The organism is Bradyrhizobium sp. Bra78, assembly GCF_024519855.1.
Lineage (GTDB): Bacteria > Pseudomonadota > Alphaproteobacteria > Rhizobiales > Xanthobacteraceae > Bradyrhizobium > Bradyrhizobium japonicum_G.
In genome coordinates, this window is record NZ_JALJRE010000010.1 from 260,852 (window position 1) to 281,877 (window position 21,026).

20 protein-coding genes are annotated in these 21,026 nt (G+C 65.1%); 15 read left to right on the forward strand and 5 right to left on the reverse strand.

Annotated elements, in window-relative coordinates; all coding sequences use genetic code 11:
- The first annotated feature begins 119 nt into the window (after positions 1 to 119).
- Entirely contained in the window at positions 120 to 284 is a 165-nt protein-coding gene (locus OC450_RS22990; RefSeq protein WP_211387154.1) for a Flp family type IVb pilin, read from the forward strand.
- Between the two features lie 107 nt (positions 285 to 391).
- Here the strand turns inward: OC450_RS22990 and moaC are convergent, their stop codons facing one another.
- From moaC to OC450_RS23010, 4 genes are read right to left on the reverse strand one after another with little or no spacing between them, the layout of a single operon-like run.
- Entirely contained in the window at positions 392 to 952 is a 561-nt protein-coding gene (gene moaC, locus OC450_RS22995; RefSeq protein ID WP_256807247.1) for a cyclic pyranopterin monophosphate synthase MoaC, read from the reverse strand.
- A 1-nt stretch (position 953) separates the two neighbouring features.
- Positions 954 to 1,772, reverse strand: coding sequence for an indole-3-glycerol phosphate synthase TrpC (gene trpC / locus OC450_RS23000; protein ID WP_256807248.1), 819 nt, complete (start codon positions 1,770 to 1,772; stop codon positions 954 to 956).
- 7 nt (positions 1,773 to 1,779) lie between these two features.
- Complete coding sequence (trpD, locus tag OC450_RS23005) at positions 1,780 to 2,793, reverse strand: anthranilate phosphoribosyltransferase (RefSeq protein WP_211387152.1); 1,014 nt, start codon at positions 2,791 to 2,793, stop codon at positions 1,780 to 1,782.
- A gap of 14 nt (positions 2,794 to 2,807) precedes the next feature.
- Positions 2,808 to 4,706: a peptidylprolyl isomerase gene (locus OC450_RS23010; RefSeq protein WP_262048739.1), complete on the reverse strand. Its 1,899-nt coding sequence runs from the start codon at positions 4,704 to 4,706 to the stop codon at positions 2,808 to 2,810.
- A 222-nt stretch (positions 4,707 to 4,928) separates the two neighbouring features.
- On the opposite strand from OC450_RS23010, the gene tpiA reads away from it, so the two are divergent.
- The 7 genes from tpiA (at position 4,929) to glsA (ending at position 12,694) form a co-directional block, all read left to right on the forward strand.
- Complete coding sequence (tpiA, locus tag OC450_RS23015) at positions 4,929 to 5,684, forward strand: triose-phosphate isomerase (RefSeq protein ID WP_262048740.1); 756 nt, start codon at positions 4,929 to 4,931, stop codon at positions 5,682 to 5,684.
- Between the two features lie 142 nt (positions 5,685 to 5,826).
- Positions 5,827 to 6,216, forward strand: coding sequence for a preprotein translocase subunit SecG (gene secG, locus OC450_RS23020; RefSeq protein ID WP_262048741.1), 390 nt, complete (start codon positions 5,827 to 5,829; stop codon positions 6,214 to 6,216).
- Positions 6,217 to 6,382: 166 nt separating this feature from the next.
- Entirely contained in the window at positions 6,383 to 8,014 is a 1,632-nt protein-coding gene (locus OC450_RS23025; protein WP_211387148.1) for a CTP synthase, read from the forward strand.
- A 78-nt stretch (positions 8,015 to 8,092) separates the two neighbouring features.
- Positions 8,093 to 8,419 (forward strand): NIPSNAP family protein, encoded by a 327-nt coding sequence (locus tag OC450_RS23030; protein ID WP_211387147.1) that lies wholly within the window; start codon positions 8,093 to 8,095, stop codon positions 8,417 to 8,419.
- 125 nt (positions 8,420 to 8,544) lie between these two features.
- On the forward strand, positions 8,545 to 9,393 hold the full coding sequence (gene kdsA, locus OC450_RS23035; protein WP_262048742.1) for a 3-deoxy-8-phosphooctulonate synthase: 849 nt from the start codon (positions 8,545 to 8,547) through the stop codon (positions 9,391 to 9,393).
- The gene (locus OC450_RS23040; RefSeq protein ID WP_211387145.1) at positions 9,393 to 10,601 is read left to right on the forward strand and encodes an MFS transporter; all 1,209 of its coding nucleotides are present in this window, start codon (positions 9,393 to 9,395) and stop codon (positions 10,599 to 10,601) included. Before kdsA ends, OC450_RS23040 begins: the two co-directional genes overlap by 1 nt.
- Before the next feature lie 218 nt (positions 10,602 to 10,819).
- Entirely contained in the window at positions 10,820 to 12,694 is a 1,875-nt protein-coding gene (gene glsA / locus OC450_RS23045) for a glutaminase A (RefSeq protein ID WP_262048753.1), read from the forward strand.
- Positions 12,695 to 12,747: 53 nt separating this feature from the next.
- Here glsA and queF read toward each other — a convergent pair whose 3' ends face one another.
- Positions 12,748 to 13,236, reverse strand: a complete 489-nt coding sequence (gene queF / locus OC450_RS23050) for a preQ(1) synthase (RefSeq protein ID WP_211387144.1) — start codon at positions 13,234 to 13,236, stop codon at positions 12,748 to 12,750.
- Positions 13,237 to 13,361: 125 nt separating this feature from the next.
- Between queF and eno the strand changes: the two genes are divergently transcribed.
- The 7 genes from eno (at position 13,362) to adh (ending at position 20,911) form a co-directional block, all read left to right on the forward strand.
- Positions 13,362 to 14,645, forward strand: a complete 1,284-nt coding sequence (eno, locus tag OC450_RS23055) for a phosphopyruvate hydratase (protein WP_211387143.1) — start codon at positions 13,362 to 13,364, stop codon at positions 14,643 to 14,645.
- A 37-nt stretch (positions 14,646 to 14,682) separates the two neighbouring features.
- Positions 14,683 to 15,816, forward strand: coding sequence for a zinc-binding dehydrogenase (locus OC450_RS23060; RefSeq protein ID WP_211387142.1), 1,134 nt, complete (start codon positions 14,683 to 14,685; stop codon positions 15,814 to 15,816).
- Positions 15,817 to 15,930: 114 nt separating this feature from the next.
- Entirely contained in the window at positions 15,931 to 16,929 is a 999-nt protein-coding gene (locus tag OC450_RS23065) for an MBL fold metallo-hydrolase (protein WP_211387141.1), read from the forward strand.
- A 175-nt stretch (positions 16,930 to 17,104) separates the two neighbouring features.
- Positions 17,105 to 17,656 carry an NADPH-dependent FMN reductase gene (locus tag OC450_RS23070; RefSeq protein WP_211387140.1) on the forward strand — a complete coding sequence of 184 codons (552 nt, stop codon included), beginning with the start codon at positions 17,105 to 17,107 and terminating at the stop codon, positions 17,654 to 17,656.
- 113 nt (positions 17,657 to 17,769) lie between these two features.
- A complete protein-coding gene (locus OC450_RS23075; RefSeq protein WP_211387139.1) occupies positions 17,770 to 18,087 on the forward strand; it encodes an FtsB family cell division protein in 318 nt (105 codons plus the stop codon).
- A 174-nt stretch (positions 18,088 to 18,261) separates the two neighbouring features.
- Positions 18,262 to 19,221, forward strand: coding sequence for a helix-turn-helix domain-containing protein (locus OC450_RS23080; protein WP_262048743.1), 960 nt, complete (start codon positions 18,262 to 18,264; stop codon positions 19,219 to 19,221).
- Positions 19,222 to 19,393: 172 nt separating this feature from the next.
- Positions 19,394 to 20,911 carry an aldehyde dehydrogenase gene (gene adh, locus OC450_RS23085; RefSeq protein ID WP_211387137.1) on the forward strand — a complete coding sequence of 506 codons (1,518 nt, stop codon included), beginning with the start codon at positions 19,394 to 19,396 and terminating at the stop codon, positions 20,909 to 20,911.
- Positions 20,912 to 21,026 lie beyond the last annotated feature (115 nt).

A 21,026-nucleotide genomic window follows, 5' to 3' on the forward strand; every position in this document is an offset into this window, starting at 1 on the left:
CCTGCCGGGCATCGCGATGATCAACGCGAGCTTAACCATCTAAGGTGCTGGCGATCCTCATGTCCGCATTGGCACACGAATTGCGAGTGTCTTCGCAACGAAGCAGAGAGGATACGATCATGAAGAATACTTTGAAGAATTTTCTCGCCGACGAAACCGGTGCAACCGCGATCGAGTACGGCCTGATCGCCGCCGGCATCGCGCTTGCGATCATCACCGTCGTGAACGGCATGGGCAGCAAGCTCAATACAAAATTCGGGTCGATCAGCACGTCGCTGAAATAGCGGCGCGCACCAGAGCATTTTCAAGCGAAGTGGGCACCGGTTCGCGTAAAGAAAACGCGTCAAAACAGAAATCCGGAGCTCCGTTCCGATGCAATCGGAATGAGGTTCTAGACGCGGTAATGGCCGGACTTGCCGCCGAGCTTCTCGACCAGGTGGATGCCCTCGATGCGCACGCCGCGCTCGACCGCCTTGATCATGTCGTAGATCGTGAGGCAGGCGACCGAGACGGCGGTGAGCGCCTCCATCTCGACGCCGGTCGGCCCAGTGACCTTCACGCTGGCGCGGACGAGGCAGCCGGGCAGCTTTGCGTCGGGCTCGATCTCGACCGTCACCTTCGACAGCGCGAGCGGATGGCAGAGCGGGATCAGCTCCGAGGTGCGTTTGGCGGCCATGATGCCGGCGATGCGGGCCGTGCCGAGCACGTCGCCCTTCTTGGCGTTGCCGGAGACGATCAGATCAAGCGTCGCCCTGGTCATGACGACGCGTCCTTCCGCGACCGCGAGCCGCTCGGTCGCGGGCTTGTCAGACACGTCCACCATCCGTGCCTCGCCGGAAGCGCCGATGTGGGTGAGGGCAGGGCCGACCCTCCTGGATGGCCTGGTCGCGGAGGACTTGGCCGCGGAGGACTTTCGCGCCGAAGATTTGCGCGCCGAGGATTTGCGCGCCATGTCAGCGCGTACCCGTCGCGAGCGCAGTCTCACGCGCCAGCAGCGTACGCGTGGCGGCGGTCACGTCAGCCTGCCGCATCAGGCTTTCGCCGACCAGAAAGGTCGACATGCCGACGCGCTCGAGCCGGGCGAGATCGGCGGGCGTGAAGATGCCGCTCTCGCCGACCATCAGCCGGTCCCCGGGAATCAGGGGCGCCAATCCTTCACTGGTCGCAAGCGTGGTTTCGAAGGTGCGCAGGTTGCGATTGTTGACACCGATCATCGGCGAACGGAGTTTCAGCGCCCGGTCGAGCTCGGCCCGGTCGTGGATCTCGATCAGCACGTCCATGCCATAGGCGATAGCAGCGTCTTCGAGATCCTTGGCGGTGGCGTCGTCGAGCGCAGCCATGATGATCAGGATGCAGTCGGCGCCATGCGCACGGGCCTCCGCCACCTGATAGGTGTCGAACAGAAAGTCCTTGCGGAGCACCGGCAGCGATGTCGCCGTGCGCGCTGCCACCATGAAGTCGAGATGGCCCTGGAACGAGGGCGTGTCGGTCAGCACCGACAGGCAGGCGGCGCCGCCGGCTTCGTAGGCCCTCGCGAGCAGCGGCGGATCGAAATCGGCGCGGATCAGTCCCTTCGAGGGCGAGGCCTTCTTGATCTCGGCAATCAGCGCGTAGTCGCCATGGCCGAGCTTGGTCCGGATCGCGCGGAGGAAGCCGCGCGGAGCGGGTTGCGCCTTCGCCGCCGCCTCGACGTCCGAAAGCGGCCGTGCGCGCCTAGCGGCTGCGATTTCCTCGCGCTTGTACGCTTCGATCTTGGTCAGGATGTCCGACATGGGAAACTCAGCCGTTGGAGACCGCGATCAGATGTTTCAGCCGTGCGCTCGCCGCGCCGCTGTCGAGCGACGTTGCGCCGATCGCGACGCCTTCCTTGAGATCCTTGGCGCGGCCAGCCACCACCAGCGCCGCGGCGGCGTTCATCAGCGCCACGTCGCGATAGGGGCTCGGCTTGCCGTCGAGCACGCTCTGCAGCGCAATCGCATTGGCGTCGGCGTCGCCGCCCTTCAACGCACCGGGCTCGCAGCGCGGCAGGCCGGCTTCCTCCGGCGTCACCTCGAAATTCCGGATCTCGCCATTGTGGAGCGCGGAGACGAAGGTCGGGCCGGTGAGGGTGATCTCATCGAGGCCATCGGAGCCGTGCACCACCCAGGCGGATTCGGAGCCGAGATTCTTCAGCACCTGCGCCAGCGGCTGCACCCATTGGCGGGAGAACACGCCGACCATCTGCCGCTTCACGCCGGCCGGATTGGACAGGGGGCCGAGCAGATTGAAGATCGTGCGCGTCGCCAGCTCGACCCGGGTCGGGCCGACGTTCTTCATGGCGGGATGATGGGCGGGGGCGAACATGAAGCCGATGCCGCATTCGCGCACGCAGCGGCTGACCTGTTCGGGCCGGAGGTCGATCTTCACCCCGAGCGAAGCCAGCACGTCGGCGGCGCCCGAGCGCGACGACAGCGCGCGGTTGCCGTGCTTGGCCACCGGCAAACCGGCACCCGAGACGATGAAGGAGGCGCAGGTCGAGACATTGACCGAGCCCGAACCGTCGCCGCCGGTGCCGACGATGTCGACCGCGTCCGCGGGCGCGTCGACCGTGAGCATCTTGGAGCGCATTGCCGCGACCGCGCCGGTGATCTCGTCCACGGTCTCGCCGCGCACCCGCAGCGCCATCAGGAGGCCGCCCATCTGCGAGGGCGTCGCCTCGCCGGACATCATGGCGTCGAAGGCGGACGCCGCTTCCTCACGCGACAGGCTGGCGCCGGTCGCCACTTTTCCAATGATCGATTTCAGGTCGTCCATCGCGTGCTTTCAACTCACTGGTTCGCGCCGGTCACCTGCGCGAAGGCGGCCTGATTGATGCTGGTCCCGATGTCGGTTTCGAGCTTGTTGACATAGGAGGCGACCTGCTCCTCGGTTTGCGCGCGATCGAGGCCGTCCTTCAGCTTCTTGACCGCGTCGGAAGCGGCGTCGACCGTGGGATCGATGATGTCGGTGACGCGGAACACGATCACCTCGGTGCCGCCGGTCACCGGCGTCTGCCCGACGCTGTCCTTGGCGGCGCGGAAGGCCGCCGCCACGACGGTTGCGGGCACGCTGGCGGGCGAGTCGTCGCGCTTGAAGCCGGTCGCGGTCTCGACCTTGGCGCCGACCGCGGCTGCTTCGTCGGCGAGCTTGCCGCCGGATTCGAGCTTCTGCACCATCTCGGTCGCCTTGGCCTTCAGCTTGGTCGCGATCTGGTCCTGCCGCCAGCGCGCCTCGACCTGGTCGCGAACTTCGTCGAGATTGCGGTCACGGGACGGCGTGATGGCAAGCACGTCGTACCAGACAAAGCCGCCCTTGAACGAGATCGAGTCGTTGTCGACGCCGACGTCGGTGTTGAAGGCCTGGGACACCACGTCGAGGCCCTGCGGGATGTTGGCGACCGCCTGACCGTTCGGGGCGCGGCCCGAACGGTCGACGGCGTCGATGGTCACGGCGGTGAGGCCGAGCTTCTGCGCCGCGTCGATCACGCTGGAGCCGCCGCCGCGCTCGTCTTCCATCTTGTCGCGAAGATCGGCGACCTTGACGCGCGCGCGCTCGGTGGCGATCTCGCGCTTGATGTCGCCGGCAAGGCTGGCGTAGTTCGCCTCTTTGCCCGGCTCGATCTTGTCGACCTTGACGATCGAGGTGCCGAGAGCGCCCTGGATCGGCTGGCTGATCTCCCCCGCGGGAAGCGCGAAGGCGGCAGTCCCGACTGTGGGATCGAGCGAGGATTTGGTCACGAGCCCAAGGTCGATGTCGGAGGCGCTGAGCCCGCGCTCCTTGCCGAGATCTTCGAACGACATCCCGCCGACGAGCCGCTCGCGCGCGGCCTGCGCCTCGGTGGCGTTGGGGAACACGAGCTGCTGGATCTGGCGCTTCTCCGGCGTGCCGAGGCGGTCCTTGCGCTGGTCGAACAGCTTTTTCGCGTCGTCGTCGGAGACCTCGCTCCACTTGCCGATCTCTTCCGGCGAGACCACGACGAAGGCGATCTTGCGATATTCGGGCGCGCGGAACTGGACCTTGTGATCCTCGAAATAGGCGGCGAGCGCCTCGGGCGAGGGCGCGTCGATGGTGCCTGCCTGGGCCGCATCGAGCCTGACGAATTCAATGGCGCGCTGCTCGTTCTGGAAGCGCGTCAGCACGTCGATCATCGCCTTCGGCGGCTCGAGACCGGCGCCGATCGTGCCGGTGATCTGCCGTCGCAGCGAGACCTTGCGCTGGTCGGCTACGTAGCGCTGCTCGGTATAGCCGAAATTGCGGATCATGGCCTGGAAGCGGTTCGGGTCGAAGCTGCCGCCGACGCCCTTGAAGTTGGGATCGCTCATGATGACCTGGCGGATCTGGTCGTCGGACTGGCCGAGCCCGAGACGGCGCGCCTCTTCGTCGAGGGCGGCTTCCGCGATCGTCTGCTGGAGCACCTGGCGGTCGAGGCCGAACGCGCGCGCCTGGTCAGGCGTCAGCGGACGGCCGAACTGACGGCTGATCTGTTGCAGGCGATCGGTGTAGATCTGGCGGAACTCGTTCAGCGAAATCTCGGTCCCGCCGACCTTGGCGACCGTGGACTGCCCGAAGCCCTTGAAGATGTCGGCGATGCCCCAAACGCCGAAACTGACGATCAGCACGCCCATCACCACGGCCATAATGGTCTTGCCGAGCCAGTTTGATGAGGCCTTGCGCATTCCTCGAAGCATTTGGTCCAACTTGTTTGGCAGGAGGGGAACGGAGCGCGTCTTTAATGCAGATTCCGCAAAAGCGCGTCACCAAATTGATCAATCATCATAAAGTGGCGGCTTTCCCCCCGCAACCTCGGGTCAGGCGGTCGTTCGCAGCTGCGGTTAAAGGCCCGGGGTCTCTGGAACTGCCGCGACACCTCTGCTAGCGCATGCACAAACCTCATTTTGCTGGAAATCGACATGACCGATGCCATCCGACCGCTGATCGCCGGCAACTGGAAAATGAACGGCTTGAAGAGCGCGACTGCCGAATTCGACGCCATGCTCAATGGTGCGGCAGAGGTGCACGGCAAGGCAGATCTCTTGGTCTGCCCGCCGGCGACCCTGATCGCAGCCTTCGCCGAGAGGGCGCGCGGCAAGAACGTCGCGGTGGGGGCCCAGGATTGCCATCCCAAGGCCTCGGGCGCCCATACCGGTGATATCGCGGCCGAAATGCTGGTGGATGCGGGCGCTACCTCGATCATCGTCGGACATTCCGAGCGCCGCGCCGACCACGGCGAGGGCGATGCCCTGATCCGGCAGAAGGCCGAGGCCGCCCGGCGGGCCGGGGCGGTCGCGATCGTCTGCATTGGCGAGACACAAGGCCAGCGCGATGCCGGCCAGACCCTGGACGTCCTGCGCGGCCAGCTCGACGGCTCGCTGCCGGACGGCTCCACGGCGGCGAATCTGGTCGTGGCCTATGAGCCGGTCTGGGCGATCGGTACCGGCCTGACCCCGACGTCCAAGGATGTCGAGCAAATTCATGGCTTTATCCGGGAGTTCCTGACCTCCCGGTTCAAAGCTGACGGCGCCAGGATGCGCGTCCTCTATGGCGGATCGGTCAAGCCCTCGAACGCAGCCGAGCTGATGGCCGTGAAGAACGTCAACGGAGCGTTGGTCGGCGGCGCCAGCCTGAAGGCGGCCGATTTTCTTGCCATTGCGAAGGGCTGCCCCTAGCTAATCTCAAAGCGCGGATACGGGCCCGATCGGGGGTGGCAATGCCGTTTCCGATCGTGTAACACCGCGCAACTTCAGGAAAACCCGCGAAGCGCGATCGGCTGCCGGTACCGGCGCTGTCGGCTTGTGACGGAAGGACACTATGCAGACTGTTGTCATCGTCATCCACCTCATGATCGTCGCCGTCATGATCGGCGCCGTCCTACTCCAGAAGTCGGAAGGCGGCGGCCTCGGCATGGGCGGCGGCGCGGGCTTCATGTCGAGCCGCGGCACCGCGAATCTCTTGTCGCGGACGACCGCGATCCTGGCCGCGGGCTTCTTCCTGACCAGCCTGTTCCTGTCCTGGTATGCCGGCTACAATCGTGCGCCCTCGTCGATCATCGGCACGCCGGCGTCGCAGGGCCAGCCGGCCGGCGGATCGCCGATCGCGCCGCCGACCTCCGGCGGCATCCTGGATTCGCTGAAGAAGGCCGACGAGCAGCAGCAGCCCGCGCCGGCGCCGAGCGGCCCCCAGGTTCCGCGTTCGCAATAAAGCAGGGGGGCCATGCAGGGCGGCTTCTACCGTCCTGCATCAAAAATCCCCATCAAGGCTCTGTCACCACTCTCAGTTTTGGCTCACCCACAGGCCCGCAGATTATTTGGGGCGGAATACGAATCGCTTTGGCGAATCGAATTCGAGGGATTAGAGGTTAAGCCCCATGGCGCGGTACATATTCATCACCGGCGGCGTGGTTTCTTCGCTCGGCAAGGGTCTGGCTTCAGCGGCACTCGGTGCCCTGCTGCAGGCCCGGGGCTACAAGGTCCGCCTCCGCAAGCTCGACCCCTATCTCAACCTCGATCCCGGGACGATGTCGCCGTATCAGCACGGCGAAGTGTTCGTGACCGATGACGGCGCGGAGACCGATCTCGATCTCGGTCACTATGAGCGCTTCACCGGACGGCCCGCGACCAAGCAGGACAACATCACCACCGGGCGCATCTACCAGGACATCATCTCGAAGGAGCGGCGCGGCGACTATCTCGGTGCGACCATCCAGGTCGTTCCGCACGTCACCAACGCCATCAAGGAATTCGTCCTCTCCGGCAACGACGATTACGACTTCGTGCTGGTCGAGATCGGCGGCACTGTCGGCGACATCGAAGGCCTGCCGTTCTTCGAGGCGATACGCCAGCTCAAGAACGAGTTGCCGCGCGATCACGCCATCTACATCCACCTCACGTTGCTGCCCTACATCCCCAGCGCCGGCGAATTGAAGACGAAGCCGACGCAGCACTCGGTGAAGGAGCTGCGCTCGATCGGCATCCAGCCGGACATCCTGCTCTGCCGTACCGACCGCGAGATTCCGAAGGAGGAGCGCCGCAAGCTCGGCCTGTTCTGTAACGTACGCGAAAGCGCGGTGATCGAGGCGCGCGATGCCGACAGCATCTACGCCGTGCCCGAAGCCTATCACAACGCGGGCCTCGACGACGAAGTGCTCGCCGCCTTCGGCATCGGCTCGCGAATCCCGCCGGTGCTCAAGAGCTGGCAGCAGATCAACGAGCGCATCCGCAATCCCGAGGGCAACGTCACCATCGCCATCGTCGGCAAGTACACCGGCATGAAGGATGCGTACAAGTCGCTGATCGAGGCGCTTTCGCATGGTGGCATCGCCAACAAGGTGAAGGTCAATCTCGACTGGATCGAGAGCGAGATCTTCGAGAAGGAAGACCCCGCGCCGTTCCTCGAGCACGTCAATGGCATCCTGGTGCCGGGCGGCTTCGGCCAGCGCGGCGCCGAAGGCAAGATCCGCGCGGCGCAGTTCGCGCGCGAGCGCGACGTGCCGTATTTCGGCATCTGTTTCGGCATGCAGATGGCCGTGATCGAGGCCGCGCGAAATCTGGTCGGCATCGAGGAGGCCAACTCAACCGAGTTCGGCCCGACCAAGGAGCCGCTGGTCGGCCTGATGACGGAGTGGCTGCGCGGCAACGAGCTCGAGAAGCGCTCCAAGGCCGGCGATCTCGGTGGCACGATGCGCCTCGGCGCCTATCCTGCCGCGCTCAACCGCGGCAGCCGCGTCTCGCAGGTCTATGGCGGCGCGACCGAGATTTCCGAGCGCCACCGCCACCGCTACGAGGTCAACACCGCCTACAAGGATCGCCTCGAGCAGCACGGCCTGAAATTCTCGGGCCTCTCGCCCGACGGCGTGCTGCCGGAGATCGTCGAGTACGAGGATCACCCCTGGTTCATCGGCGTCCAGTTCCATCCGGAGCTGAAATCGCGGCCGTTCGAGCCGCATCCGCTGTTCGCGTCCTTCATTCAGGCGGCGATGGTGCAGAGCCGGCTGGTCTGATTTCCCCGCCTTTGACGATCGCGCCATTTGTTGCGACAACTCCCTGCCGCAAGAACAACAATGCAGGAGTGAACTCCGATGATCTATGAAATGCGCATCTATCGCTGCGTGCCCGGCCGCCTGCCGGCGCTCTTGAAGCGGTTCGAGACGGTGACACTGAAGCTCTGGGAAAAGCACGGCATCAAGCAGGCCGGCTTCTTCACCACTCTGATCGGCGAATCGAACCAGGAGCTGACCTATTTCCTGGCCTGGGATTCGCTCGCCGATCGCGAAGCGAAGTGGGGCAAGTTCATGACCGACCCGGACTGGATGAAGGCACGCGCCGAGAGCGAGGCGGACGGCCAGATCGTCGGCAATATCGTCAGCCAGCTGCTGACGCCGACGGCCTTCTCGTCGGTCAGGTAGCGTCTCCCGCCGCAGGGCGCAGTGCGGGGAACCCCGCGCAACCCTGATATTCAAACAGCCCGGGCCGAATAGGGTTGATCCGCCCTTCATCGCCGCTATGGTCGCGGCGAAACGAGGGATTTGCCTTGAGCTCTTCGACGTCAGCGGCGCCGGTCGTCACCGTCGGCACGGTCAAATTCGGCAATGATCTGCCGATCTCGATCATTGCCGGGCCGTGCCAGCTCGAAAGCCGCCAGCATGCGCTGGAGGTGGCCTCCGCGCTGAAGGAGATCGCCGCGCGGCTGAAGATCGGCCTCGTCTACAAGACCTCGTTCGACAAGGCCAACCGCACCAGCGCATCCGCCGCGCGCGGGCTGGGGCTCGCGCAATCGCTGCCGATCTTCGCGGAAATCCGATCGTCGCTCGGCCTGCCGGTCCTGACCGACGTGCACGAGGCCACGCAGTGCGCCGACGTGGCGCAGGCCGTGGACATCCTGCAGATCCCGGCGTTCCTGTGCCGGCAGACCGATCTGCTGCTGGCCGCGGCCGCGACCGGCAAGGTCGTCAACGTCAAGAAGGGGCAGTTCCTGGCGCCCTGGGACATGGCCAACGTCGTCGCCAAGATCACCAGCGCGAACAATCCCAACGTGCTCGTCACCGAGCGCGGTGCGTCCTTCGGCTACAACACGCTGGTGTCCGACATGCGCGCCTTGCCGATCCTGGCGCGCACCACCGGCGCTCCGGTGATTTTCGATGCCACTCATTCGGTGCAGCAGCCGGGCGGGAAGGGGACCTCCTCCGGGGGCGAGCGCGAATTCGTGCCGGTGCTGGCACGCGCGGCTGTCGCCGTCGGCGTTGCCGGCGTCTTCATCGAGACCCATCCCGATCCCGATCGCGCGCCGTCCGACGGACCCAACATGGTGCCGCTGCGCGAGTTCGAAGGACTGATCCGAAAGCTGATGGCGTTCGACGCCATCGCAAAGAACCCGCGCTGATGCAGCAAGGCGAGGCGCGGCCGCACGATCACGGCCTGCCGGCCGCGCTCTATGTCATCTCCGGTGCAAGCTTTGCCGCAGCGCTCTCCGCGCGCGCGCTCGATCCGGTGCTGCCGCACGTCGCCGAGGATTTTGGCGTCAGCATCGCGACCGCTGCCGGCTTTGCCGCGGTGTTCGCCTTCACCTTCTCGATCATCCAGCCGATCGTCGGCGCCGCTGCCGACCTGTTCGGCAAGACGCGGCTGATGATCGGCTGCCTCGCGCTGCTCGGCCTTGCCAACATCCTGGGTGCGTTCTCGACCTCGTTCTCGGTTCTGTTCGCAACCCGCATCCTCGCCGGCATCGGCTCCGGCGGCGTGTTTCCGGTGGCGCTCAGCCTGACCAGCGATCTCGTCGGGCCGGAGAAGCGCCAGGTCGCGATCAGCCGCACGCTCGCGGGCGCGATGACCGGCAATCTCCTCGGCGCCTCCGCCTCCGGCCTGATCGGCGATTTCCTCGGCTGGCGCGGCGTGCTGGCGGTGCTCGGTGTGCTCGTGATCGTTGCCTCGATCGCGGTCGCCGCCGGTTTTCGTGGCGCCAGGGTCAAGCACCCGCCAAAGACCAGCCTGTCGGCGCTGAAGGCCGGCTATCGCACCATCTTCACCAACCCGAACGCCTATGTGTGCTATTCGGCTGTTTTCATCGAAGGCTGCTGCGTGCTCGGCCTGTTTCCCTACATCGCTTCGTTCCTGTTCGAGCTCGGGCAGACATCGCTCTCGATCGCCGGAATCGTCATCGCGGGCTTTGCGGTCGGCGGCCTGTTCTACACGCTGACGGTGTCGCGCCTGCTGCCGTGGCTGGGCATGAAGGGCATGATGATCGCGGGCATGACGCTGGTGGCCTCGCAGCTCGTTGTCGTCGCCTTCGGCCCTCGCTGGGAAGTGCAGGCGCTCAATCTCGTCGTGATGGGATGGGGCTTCTACATCGCCCATGGTTGTCTGCAGGTCTTCGCCAGCGAGCTCTCGGCCGAGGCCCGTGCGACCGCGCTGTCGCTGCATTCGTTCTTTTTCTTCATGGGACAGACGGTGGGGCCGCTCGCTTATGGCCTCGGTCTCCAGCACGGTGGCAAGATGCCGACCCTGTTTGCGAGCGCAGCGATCATGGTTGCGCTCGGCTTCGTCTGCGCGCGGCTGCTCAAGCCGCGAGCCCCGGCTGACGCGCGGCCCTGACGGAAGTATCGAACTACCGCTCTTCGCAATCGAGCTGGATCAACCGCTGAGCTTGCGGTCGGAAGCATGAGGCGGGAATTGCCCCGGGTTGGCGGCGATCTTGTTGTTCGCCGCCGTTTGGTCGCGAAAACGCGCAATTCGCGTCACCGTGCCACGGGTGCCTCTGCATGCATGGCACGCGGATTGCTTCGATTTTGAGCAAAACCGAAGGTGACACCGTGGATGCCCAGCCCAGCCGTTCGCCCAGCGTTGCCGGTTCGACCCGATCGACCGGATATCCCACGAGACCACCGCTGCGGCGTTTCCTGACCGATTGCTACGAGGAATTCAGGACCGACAATTCTGGCGAGCTTGCCGATTACATTCCCGAATTGACGCGCGCCAACCCCGGTCATTTCGGCGTTGCGCTCGTCACGATCGACGGCCACGTCTACGAGGTCGGCGACAGCGCAGTGCCGTTCACGATCCAGTCGGTCTCGAAAGCCTTCGTCTTTGCCCTTGCGTTGGAGACGGTCGGCGAGGAGCGTGTCGCTGCAACCATCGGGGTCGAGCCGAGCGGCGAAGCCTTCAATTCGATCCGGCTCACCAACGACAACCGTCCCTTCAACCCAATGGTCAATGCCGGCGCGATCGCATGTTCGGGACTGATCTACGGAGTGGACGGGAAGGGCGCCTTCGAGCGCGTCCGCTCCAAGCTCAGCCAGTTCGCCGGGCGCGAGCTCGGGGTCGACGAGGCCGTGCATGTCTCGGAGACCGCGACCGGCAACCGCAACCGCGCCATCGCGTGGCTGCTGCGCAATTACGCGGTGCTGCCGGACGACGTCGATGCGGTGCTCGATGTGTATTTTCGGCAATGCGCGATCCTGGTGACCGCGCGCGATCTGGCCGTGATGGCGGCCACTCTCGCCAATCGCGGCATCAATCCGGTGACAGGCGTGCAGGTGATCACGCCGCACATCGTCGCGCGCACGTTGTCGGTGATGACGAGCTCGGGGATGTACGACTATGCCGGCGAGTGGACCTATCGCGTCGGGATTCCCGCCAAGAGCGGCGTCGGCGGCGGCATCGTCGCGGCGCTGCCTTCGCAATTGGGGCTCGGTACCTTCTCGCCGCTGCTCGACAATCATTTCAACAGCGTGCGTGGCCTGAAGGTCTGCGAGGCGCTGTCGGCGCGGTTCGACCTGCACATGCTCAACCGCAATGCCGACGTCCGTACCTGCATCATGGCCGATTACGACGTCTACGGCATCTCCTCGCGCCGCAGCCGCCCGCCGCACGAGCAGCAGATCCTCGATGATCGCCATAGCGACATCCGCATCCTCGAGCTGGTCGGTGCGCTCAATTTCGGCACCATCGATTACGTCACGCGAAGGCTCACCAGCGAGCCGCCGAACGCGCCGCTGCTGATCGTCGATTTCCGCCGCGTTCCGGATATTACTTCGGCCGGCGCCGAGCTTCTGGGCGAGACCCTGACGGCGCTCGGCAATGCAGGCATCACCACGATCCTGTCGGGCTTCGAGGAGACCTCGGCGGTGTGGGCCGCGATCTCGGCGCGCACGGCGGAGCCACGCCGGCTGCGCCGCTTTGCACTGCTCGACGATGCCATCGAATGGGCCGAGGACCAGGTGATCTACCGCTTCGGTGGCTTCACCGACGTGAAGGAGAGCGCGCATCTCGGCGAACAGGCGCTGCTGGCCGAGCTCGACACCGACGAGATCGCCGCCATCGTCAAGCTGTCCACCACGCGCCACTATTCCGCTGGTCAACGCATCATCGCCGCCGGCGAGCCCGCCAACTCATTGTTCTTCTTGCAGAGCGGCATGGTCAGCGTAAAATTGCGGAGCGGCGTGCGGCTGGCCTCGCTCGGCCCCGGCATGGAATTCGGCGAGATGGCGATCCTGGAGCAGGGCCGCAGCGCCGATGTGTTCGCCGACACGCCGGTGACCTGCCTCGAACTGCCGCTCGACAGCTTTGCGGACTACCGACGGCTGCACCCCGAGACCTCGCTGAAGATCATGCGCAACCTCGCAGCCATCCTGGCGCGGCGGCTGGTGTTGGCGAATGCGAAGGTGGATCTGCTGAGCGCTTATTAGGGATCGGCCTCATTGCCGCGCAGCCAATGGCCGGCCGCAGGTCCCGTTCGTGGCTAACCCCGCCCGCGATACGGCGCGACGCCTTGCTCCGGCACCCAGAGCCCCTTCGGCGCGCGTCCGGTCTGCCAGAACACGTCGATCGGGATGCCGCCGCGCGGATACCAATAGCCGCCGATGCGCAAGAATTTCGGCTTGATCTCGCTGGCGATGCGCTTGCCGATCATCACGGTGCAGTCCTCGTGGAAGGCGCCGTGATTGCGGAAGCTTGCGATGTAGAGTTTCAGCGACTTTGACTCCAGCAGCCACGCACCCGGCGCGTAGTCGATCATCAGATGCGCGAAATCCGGCTGTCCCGTGACCGGACAGAGCGAGGTGAATTCCGGCACGGTGAAGCGCACCAGGTAATCGGTACCCGCCTGCGGATTGGGCACGCGATCGAGCTTCGCCTTCTCGGGCGCATCCGGCCATTCCACCGCGCGGCCGAGTTGCAGGGCAGCCGGGTTCGAGCGTGAGTTCTTCGATTTGCTGGGATTTTTCGACATGAGGCCGCCTCCGTGCGGCCCTCTTAGCCAATCATCGTGCGGCCGTCACCCGGCCTTTTCCGCTTCGATGCATTGCGGTAGAAGCACCGCCAACTGCCCCCTCCGTTCCCCGAAAAGAGGCCCTCATGACCGCCATCATCGACATCATCGGACGTGAAATCCTGGATAGCCGCGGCAATCCCACCGTCGAGGTCGACGTCGTGCTGGAAGATGGCGCGCTCGGCCGTGCCGCGGTGCCGTCCGGCGCCTCCACCGGCGCCCATGAGGCGGTGGAACTGCGCGACGGCGACAAGGCCCGCTATCTCGGCAAGGGCGTCACCAAGGCGGTCGGCGCCGTCAACGGCGAGATCTTCGAGGCCCTGAGCGGCCTCGATGTCGAGCAGCAGGCCCAGCTCGACCAGATCATGATCGACCTCGACGGCACGCCGAACAAGAGCCGGCTCGGCGCGAACGCCATCCTCGGCGTCTCGCTGGCCTGCGCCAAGGCAGCCGCGAACTCGCTCGACATGCCGCTCTATCGTTATGTCGGCGGCACCTCGGCGCGGCTCCTGCCGGTGCCGATGATGAACATCATCAATGGCGGCGTGCACGCCGACAACCCGATCGACTTCCAGGAGTTCATGATCCTGCCCGTCGGCGCGTCCTCCTTCGCCGAGGGCCTGCGCTACGGCGCCGAGGTCTTCCACACGCTGAAATCGGAGTTGAAGAAGGCCGGCCACAACACCAATGTCGGCGACGAGGGCGGCTTTGCCCCGAACCTGCCGTCGGCCGACGCCGCGCTCGAATTCGTCATGAATGCGATCGGCAAGGCCGGCTACAAGGCGGGCTCCGACATTGTGATCGGCCTCGATTGCGCCTCGACGGAGTTCTTCAAGGACGGCAAGTACGTCTATGAAGGCGAGGGCAAGACCCGCTCGATCTCCGAGCAGGCCAAGTATCTTGCGGACCTCGTCTCGCGCTATCCGATCGTCACCATCGAGGACGGCATGTCGGAAGACGACATGGACGGCTGGAAGGAGCTCACCGACCTCGTCGGCAAGAAGTGCCAGCTGGTCGGCGACGATCTCTTCGTCACCAACGTCAAGCGCCTCGCCGAGGGCATCAAGGCCGGCCGTGCCAACTCGATCCTGATCAAGGTCAACCAGATCGGCACGCTGACCGAGACGCTCGCCGCCGTCGAGATGGCGCACAAGGCCGGCTATACCTCGGTGATGTCGCACCGCTCCGGCGAGACCGAGGATTCCACCATCGCCGATCTCGCCGTCGCCACCAATTGCGGTCAGATCAAGACCGGCTCCCTTGCACGTTCCGATCGCACCGCCAAATACAACCAGCTCCTGCGCATCGAGCAGCAGCTCGGCAAGCAGGCGCTCTACGGCGGCAAGGCGGCACTGAAGGCGCTGGCATAAGCCAGCGCTTCACCAACACGGACAGGGGAGGATCGACATGAGCGACGGCAAGACCGGCCTGCAACTGCGTTCGCTGATTAAGAAGAGCGGTGAGCTCGAGATCTCGCTCCTGGACGTGCCGACGCCCGAACCGGGCCCGGACGAGGTCGTCGTCCGCGTCGAGGCGGCGCCGATCAACCCGTCCGACCTCGGGCTCCTGATCGGCGCAGCCGATATGAGCACGGCGAAAGCGTCGGGCGGCAAGGATGCCCCCGTCATCACCGCGAAGGTGCCGGAAGGCGCGATGCGGGCGATGGCGGGCCGGCTCGACGAATCCATGCCGGTCGGCAACGAGGGCGCCGGCGTGGTCATCAAGACCGGTTCGTCCGATGCCGCCAAGGCGCTGATGGGCAAGACCGTCGCCATGATCGGCGGCGCGATGTATACCCAGTACCGCACGCTGAAACTGCGCGAGTGCCTGCCGCTGCCTGAAGGCACCACGCCGGCCGAAGGCGCCTCCTGCTTCGTCAATCCGTTGACCGCCCTCGGCATGACCGAGACGATGCGGCGCGAAGGGCACAAGGCGTTGGTGCACACGGCCGCGGCTTCCAATCTCGGCCAGATGCTGAACAAGATCTGCATCAAGGACGGGATACCGCTCGTCAACATCGTCCGCAGCAAGGAGCAGGCCGATATCCTGCACAAGATCGGCGCCAAACATGTCGTCGATTCCACGGCGCCGAGCTTTCTCGGCGATCTCACCAATGCGCTGGTCGAGACCGGCGCCACCATCGCCTTCGATGCGATCGGCGGCGGCAAGCTCGCCGGCGACATCCTCAACTGCATGGAAGTCGCGATCAACAAGACCGCGAAGGAATACAGCCGCTACGGCTCCAACGTGCATAAGCAGGTCTACGTCTACGGCGGGCTCGATGTCCGCCCGATCGAGCTGCCGCGCGGCTTCGGCATGGCCTGGGGCGTCGGCGGCTGGCTGCTGTTTCCGTTCCTGATGAAGATCGGTCAGGCGGACGGGGCAAAGCTGCGCCAGCGCGTCGTCGACGAATTGAAGACGACGTTTGCCAGCCACTACACCAAGGTGGTGTCGCTTCAGGAAGCGCTCGATCCCGCCAACATCGCGGTCTACGCCAAACGGGCCACCGGCGAAAAATTCCTCATCAACCCAAATAAATAATCGTGATGTGCGGCGGCACGTCACCGAAAGAAGGTCTTGCCTTCTGAGCGCGGCGGGAGATTATTCCGCCGCCAATGAAAGCGGAAAACCGCAGTGCTCAGAAGGGGACTTTCCATGACTGACCTCAATCGCCGCCACCTGCTCGCAGGTGCCGCTGCCGTCGGCGCGGCTGCCGTTACCGGGCTTCGGCCGAATATTGCGAATGCCTCAGTGCCGCAAACTGGCACGCAGGCGCCGGGCTTCTATCGCTACAAGGTTGGGTCCTACGAGTGCACCTCGATCAATGACGGTGCGCGCACCTTCCCGATGCCGGACAAGTTCGTCGTCAACGTGCCGAAGGACGAGGCGCTCGCCGCAGGCGAGGCGTCCTACATGCCGAAGGGTATGGTCACGGTGCCGTTCAATCCGCAGCTGATCAACACCGGCAGCAAGCTCGTGCTGATCGACACCGGCAACGGCGTCGCCAATCTCGAGCCCAGCAAGGGCGCGGTCGGCCGCACGCTGCAAAATCTCCAGGCTGCCGGCGTCGACCCGAAGAGCATCGACGTCGTGCTGCTGTCGCATCTGCATCCCGACCACACCAACGGCATCCGTTTGGCCGACGGCGCACTCGCCTTCCCGAATGCCGAGATCATGGTGCCGGGCAAGGACTGGGAGTTCTGGACCAGCGAGGAGAACGCCGCCAAGGCCGAGCCCAACGCGATGATGAAGAACTACTTTGCCAACGTGAAGAAGACCTTTGCCGGCCTCGAATCCAAGGTCACGAAGTACGATTGGGGCAAGGAGGTCGCGCCGGGCATCACCTCGATCGCGACACCGGGCCACACGCCGGGTCACACCTCGTTCGCGGTCGCCTCGGGCGATGCCAAGGTGCTGATCCAGTCGGACGTCACCAACATTCCGGAATTCTTCCTGCGCAATCCGGACTGGCACGTGGTGTTCGACACCGACGCCGCGATGGCGCAGGCAACCCGCCATAAATTCTACGACATGGCGGCGGCCGAGAAGGCGACCGTGATCGGCTTCCACTTCACCTTTCCCTCGGTCGGCCATGTCGAGAAGGACGGCGCCAAGTACCGCCTGATCCCGTCGGCGTGGAATCCGACGATCTGATCCGGGCTCGACGTTTGCGCGAAGGATCGGGCCGCCGTCTGGCGGCCTGATTTTTTGGGGCGATTGTTTCAGAAACGCAGTGTTTCCAAATCGGAGGGGTCCATGCACTTGCATCCATCCCCCGAGGTCGCTTAAGTGCCGCGCGGCACTTCCCTCAAGCTTTCAAGGACACCCCATGGCCTACAACATCGTCGCGATCGCCGGCAGCCTGCGCAAGGACAGCTTTTCGCTGAAGATCGCCAATGCGCTGGCAAAGCTCGCGCCGGCCTCGCTCAAGCTCGAGGTCGTCACGCCGGCGGGCATCTCGTTCTTCAACCAGGATCTCGAGGGCGCGCCGCCGGCCGACTGGCTGGCCTTCCGCGAAAAGCTCCAGAGGTCTGACGGCGTTATCTTCGTCACCCCCGAATACAATCGCGCGATCCCGGGTGTTCTCAAGAACGCGATCGACGTCGCCTCGCGGCCCTACGGCAAGAGCTCGTTCAACGGCAAGCCGGTCGGCATCGTCTCGAACTCGCCGGGCCCGCTCGGCGGCGTCAGCGCTGCCAAGACGCTCCAGAACATCCTGCCGGGCATCGCCGGCCCGATCATGCAGCAGCCGGAGATCTATCTGAACGCAGTCGGCGACGCTTTTGATGCCGACGGCAATCTGGCCAAGGACTCGCTGAAGGGTGTGCTCCAGGCCTATATCGACGCCTTCGCCACGCACGTCGCAAAGCACCACGGCTGAAGCCGACACCCAAGTCTTCGTCATGCCCGGGACAACCCCGGGCACGACGATTGGTGGTTCGGGCAGGAGCCGCAATTAGCACTCCCTTAACCAACCTGTCCCATCTTTCCAGGATGGTCTCTCGCGCGCGCCTGAAATCGATCCTGACCGGCCTTGCCCTCTATGCGATGGCGGCCGCCATCGTCGGCTATTTCGGCGTCAATGCCTACACCGGCAAATACGGCCTCAATGCGCGTCAGGAACTCGACCAAGAGATCATCGCGCTGACGAGCGAGCTGGCGCAGCTCAAGCGCGAGCGCGCCAGGAGCGAGCAGCGCGTCTCGTTGCTGCGCACCTCGCGGATCGATCCGGACATGCTCGACGAGCGGGCGCGCTTCCAGCTCGACTATGTCAATCCGCACGATCTTGTTCGAATGATCCCGGCGAAATAGCGCCGACCGCAATTTTCGAAAAACACGTCCCAAAGTCGTAGATCTGGAACGGGACGGCCGCCTTGACGGCAGGGCCGCAACGGGCTCATGGCTTCCGCCGCTGCCGCTCCAAGTTGACGCAGATCAACCGTGCCGTGCGGGCACAGCCTAGACTGCCATCCGGAGGAAACAGTGATGAATGGGCCAATGTGCCGGCATCACGCGGCCCGTGTCGAGGCCGCCATCGCGTCAGGCCAGGCGGCACGGTCCGCGCTCGTGGCCTCGTGGCGCCGTTCCTCCAGATTGCACCATCTCGATCCCGCCGGCCGTACCTCGCCGATGCGGCTGACAGAGGTGGAGCTGCACCAGGCGCGCGAGCGAATCGCGCCGCTGCTGGCCGCCGCGCAAGTCGCGATGGACCGGCTCTATCAGGCGGTTGGTGCGAGCGGCTGCTGTGTGCTGCTCGCAGACGGCGAGGGCGTGCCGGTCGACCGTCGCGGCACACCGGCAGACGATGCCACATTCCAGTCCTGGGGCCTGTGGACCGGTGCGCTCTGGAGCGAGGAGCATGAAGGAACCAATGGCATCGGCACCTGTGTCGTCGAGCAGCGTCCGCTGACGATCGACCGCGACCAGCACTTCTTCACGCGCAACACGCTTCTGAGCTGCACCGCGGTACCGATCTACGACCATGAGGCGGCCTTTGCCGGCGTGCTCGACGTCTCCTCCTGCCGGGCCGACCGCACCGATGCGTTTTCCAATCTGATCGCGCTGGCGGCATGCGAGGCGGCGAGGCGCATCGAGGCTGATCTGTTTCGCAGGGCTTTCGCCCACGCCCGCATCGTACTGACGCCCGCGGCGGACGGACAGTGCAGCGGCCTCGTCGCAGTCGATGCGGACGATCTCGTGATCGGCGCCACCCGCTCCGCCCGGGTGAGCCTCGGGATCGCGCCCGGCCGGCCGTTGCAGCCGGTGCCTGCGGCGGATCTGTTGGGCGGCGATACCGCGCGCGACCACCTCGCCGGCGGTCAGCGCGCGGTGCTGCAGCGGGCGCTCCTGCGCGCCAGTGGCAATGTGTCGGCGGCCGCCAAGGCCCTCGGCGTCAGCCGTGCCACGCTGCACCGGAAGCTGAAGCGGTTCGAGCTGAACCACTGAGCCATCGCGTCTCCCGCCTTCAGTGGCGCTGCACCACCTGTCGCAGAACTGCGACAGGTGCGCTCCACCATCGCTCCCGCCCGGGCTGACAACAAACGCCTCCCGCATCATCGTCGGCGCAAGTCGCGACCACGCGACGAATTGCGCAAACAGCAAACATCGGGAGTGATCAATGAACAAGGTGGAATTCCTCAGCGTCACCAAGGTTCCCTTCGCCGAACGCTACGACAACTTCATCGGCGGCAAGTTCGTCGCACCGATCTCGGGCAGATATTTCGACAATGCCTCGCCTGTGAACGGCCAGATCGTCTGCAAGATTGCGCGCTCCGACGCGCAGGATGTCGAAGCCGCCCTCGACGCGGCGCATGCCGCCAAGGACGCCTGGGGCCGCACCAGCGTCGCCGAGCGCGCCGCGGTCCTGAACAAGATCGCCGACCGCATGGAAGAAAACCTCGAGCGGCTCGCGATCGCCGAGACCTGGGACAACGGCAAGCCGATCCGCGAGACCCGCGCCGCCGACCTGCCGCTCGCGATCGATCACTTCCGCTATTTCGCCGGCGTGGTGCGCGGCCAGGAAGGTTCGATCGGCGAGATCGATCACGACACCATCGCCTATCACTTCCACGAGCCGCTCGGCGTGGTCGGCCAGATCATTCCCTGGAACTTCCCGCTGCTGATGGCGTGCTGGAAGCTCGCGCCCGCGCTCGCGGCCGGCAATTGCGTCGTGCTCAAGCCGGCTGAGCAGACCCCGGCTTCGATCATGGTCTGGGCCGAGATCATCGCCGATCTGCTGCCGCCCGGCGTCCTCAACATCGTCAACGGCTTTGGCCTTGAAGCCGGCAAGCCGCTCGCCTCGAGCCCGCGGATCGCCAAAATCGCCTTCACCGGCGAGACCACGACCGGCCGGCTGATCATGCAATATGCCAGCCAGAACCTCATTCCGGTCACGCTGGAGCTTGGCGGCAAGTCGCCGAACATCTTCTTCAGCGACGTCGCCGCCGAGGACGACGATTTCTTCGACAAGGCAATCGAAGGCTTCGTCATGTTCGCGCTGAACCAGGGCGAGGTCTGCACCTGTCCGAGCCGGGCACTGGTCCACGCCGACATCTACGACCGCTTCATGGAGCGGGCGCTGAAGCGCGTCGCTGCCATCAAGCAGGGCGATCCGCGTGCCGCCGACACCATGATCGGCGCACAGGCTTCCGGCGAGCAGCTCGCGAAAATCCTCTCCTATATCGATATCGGCAAGCAGGAGGGCGCCAAGGTGCTGGCCGGCGGTGGTCGCGCCGAACTCGGCGGCGATCTCTCCGGCGGCTTCTACGTTCAGCCGACGGTGTTCGAGGGCCACAACAAGATGCGGATCTTCCAGGAAGAGATCTTCGGGCCCGTGGTCTCGGTCACGACCTTCAAGACCGACGATGAAGCGCTCGCGATCGCCAACGACACGCTCTACGGCCTGGGCGCCGGCGTCTGGAGCCGCGATGCCAATCGCTGCTACCGCTTCGGCCGGGCGATCCAGGCCGGGCGGGTCTGGACCAACTGCTACCATGCATACCCTGCGCATGCGGCCTTCGGCGGATACAAGCAGTCGGGTGTCGGGCGCGAGAACCACAAGATGATGCTCGATCACTACCAGCAGACCAAGAACCTCCTGGTCAGCTACAGTCCGAAGAAGCTCGGCTTCTTCTGATCGTGCAGGGGAGGGCGGCGCTGTTCCGCGCCGCCCGTTCCGAATGGCGGGACTTAATTTGGCCCCACGCTTCTTGACCGGGCCCACGAATCTGCGCGGGCGGCGTCCGCGCATG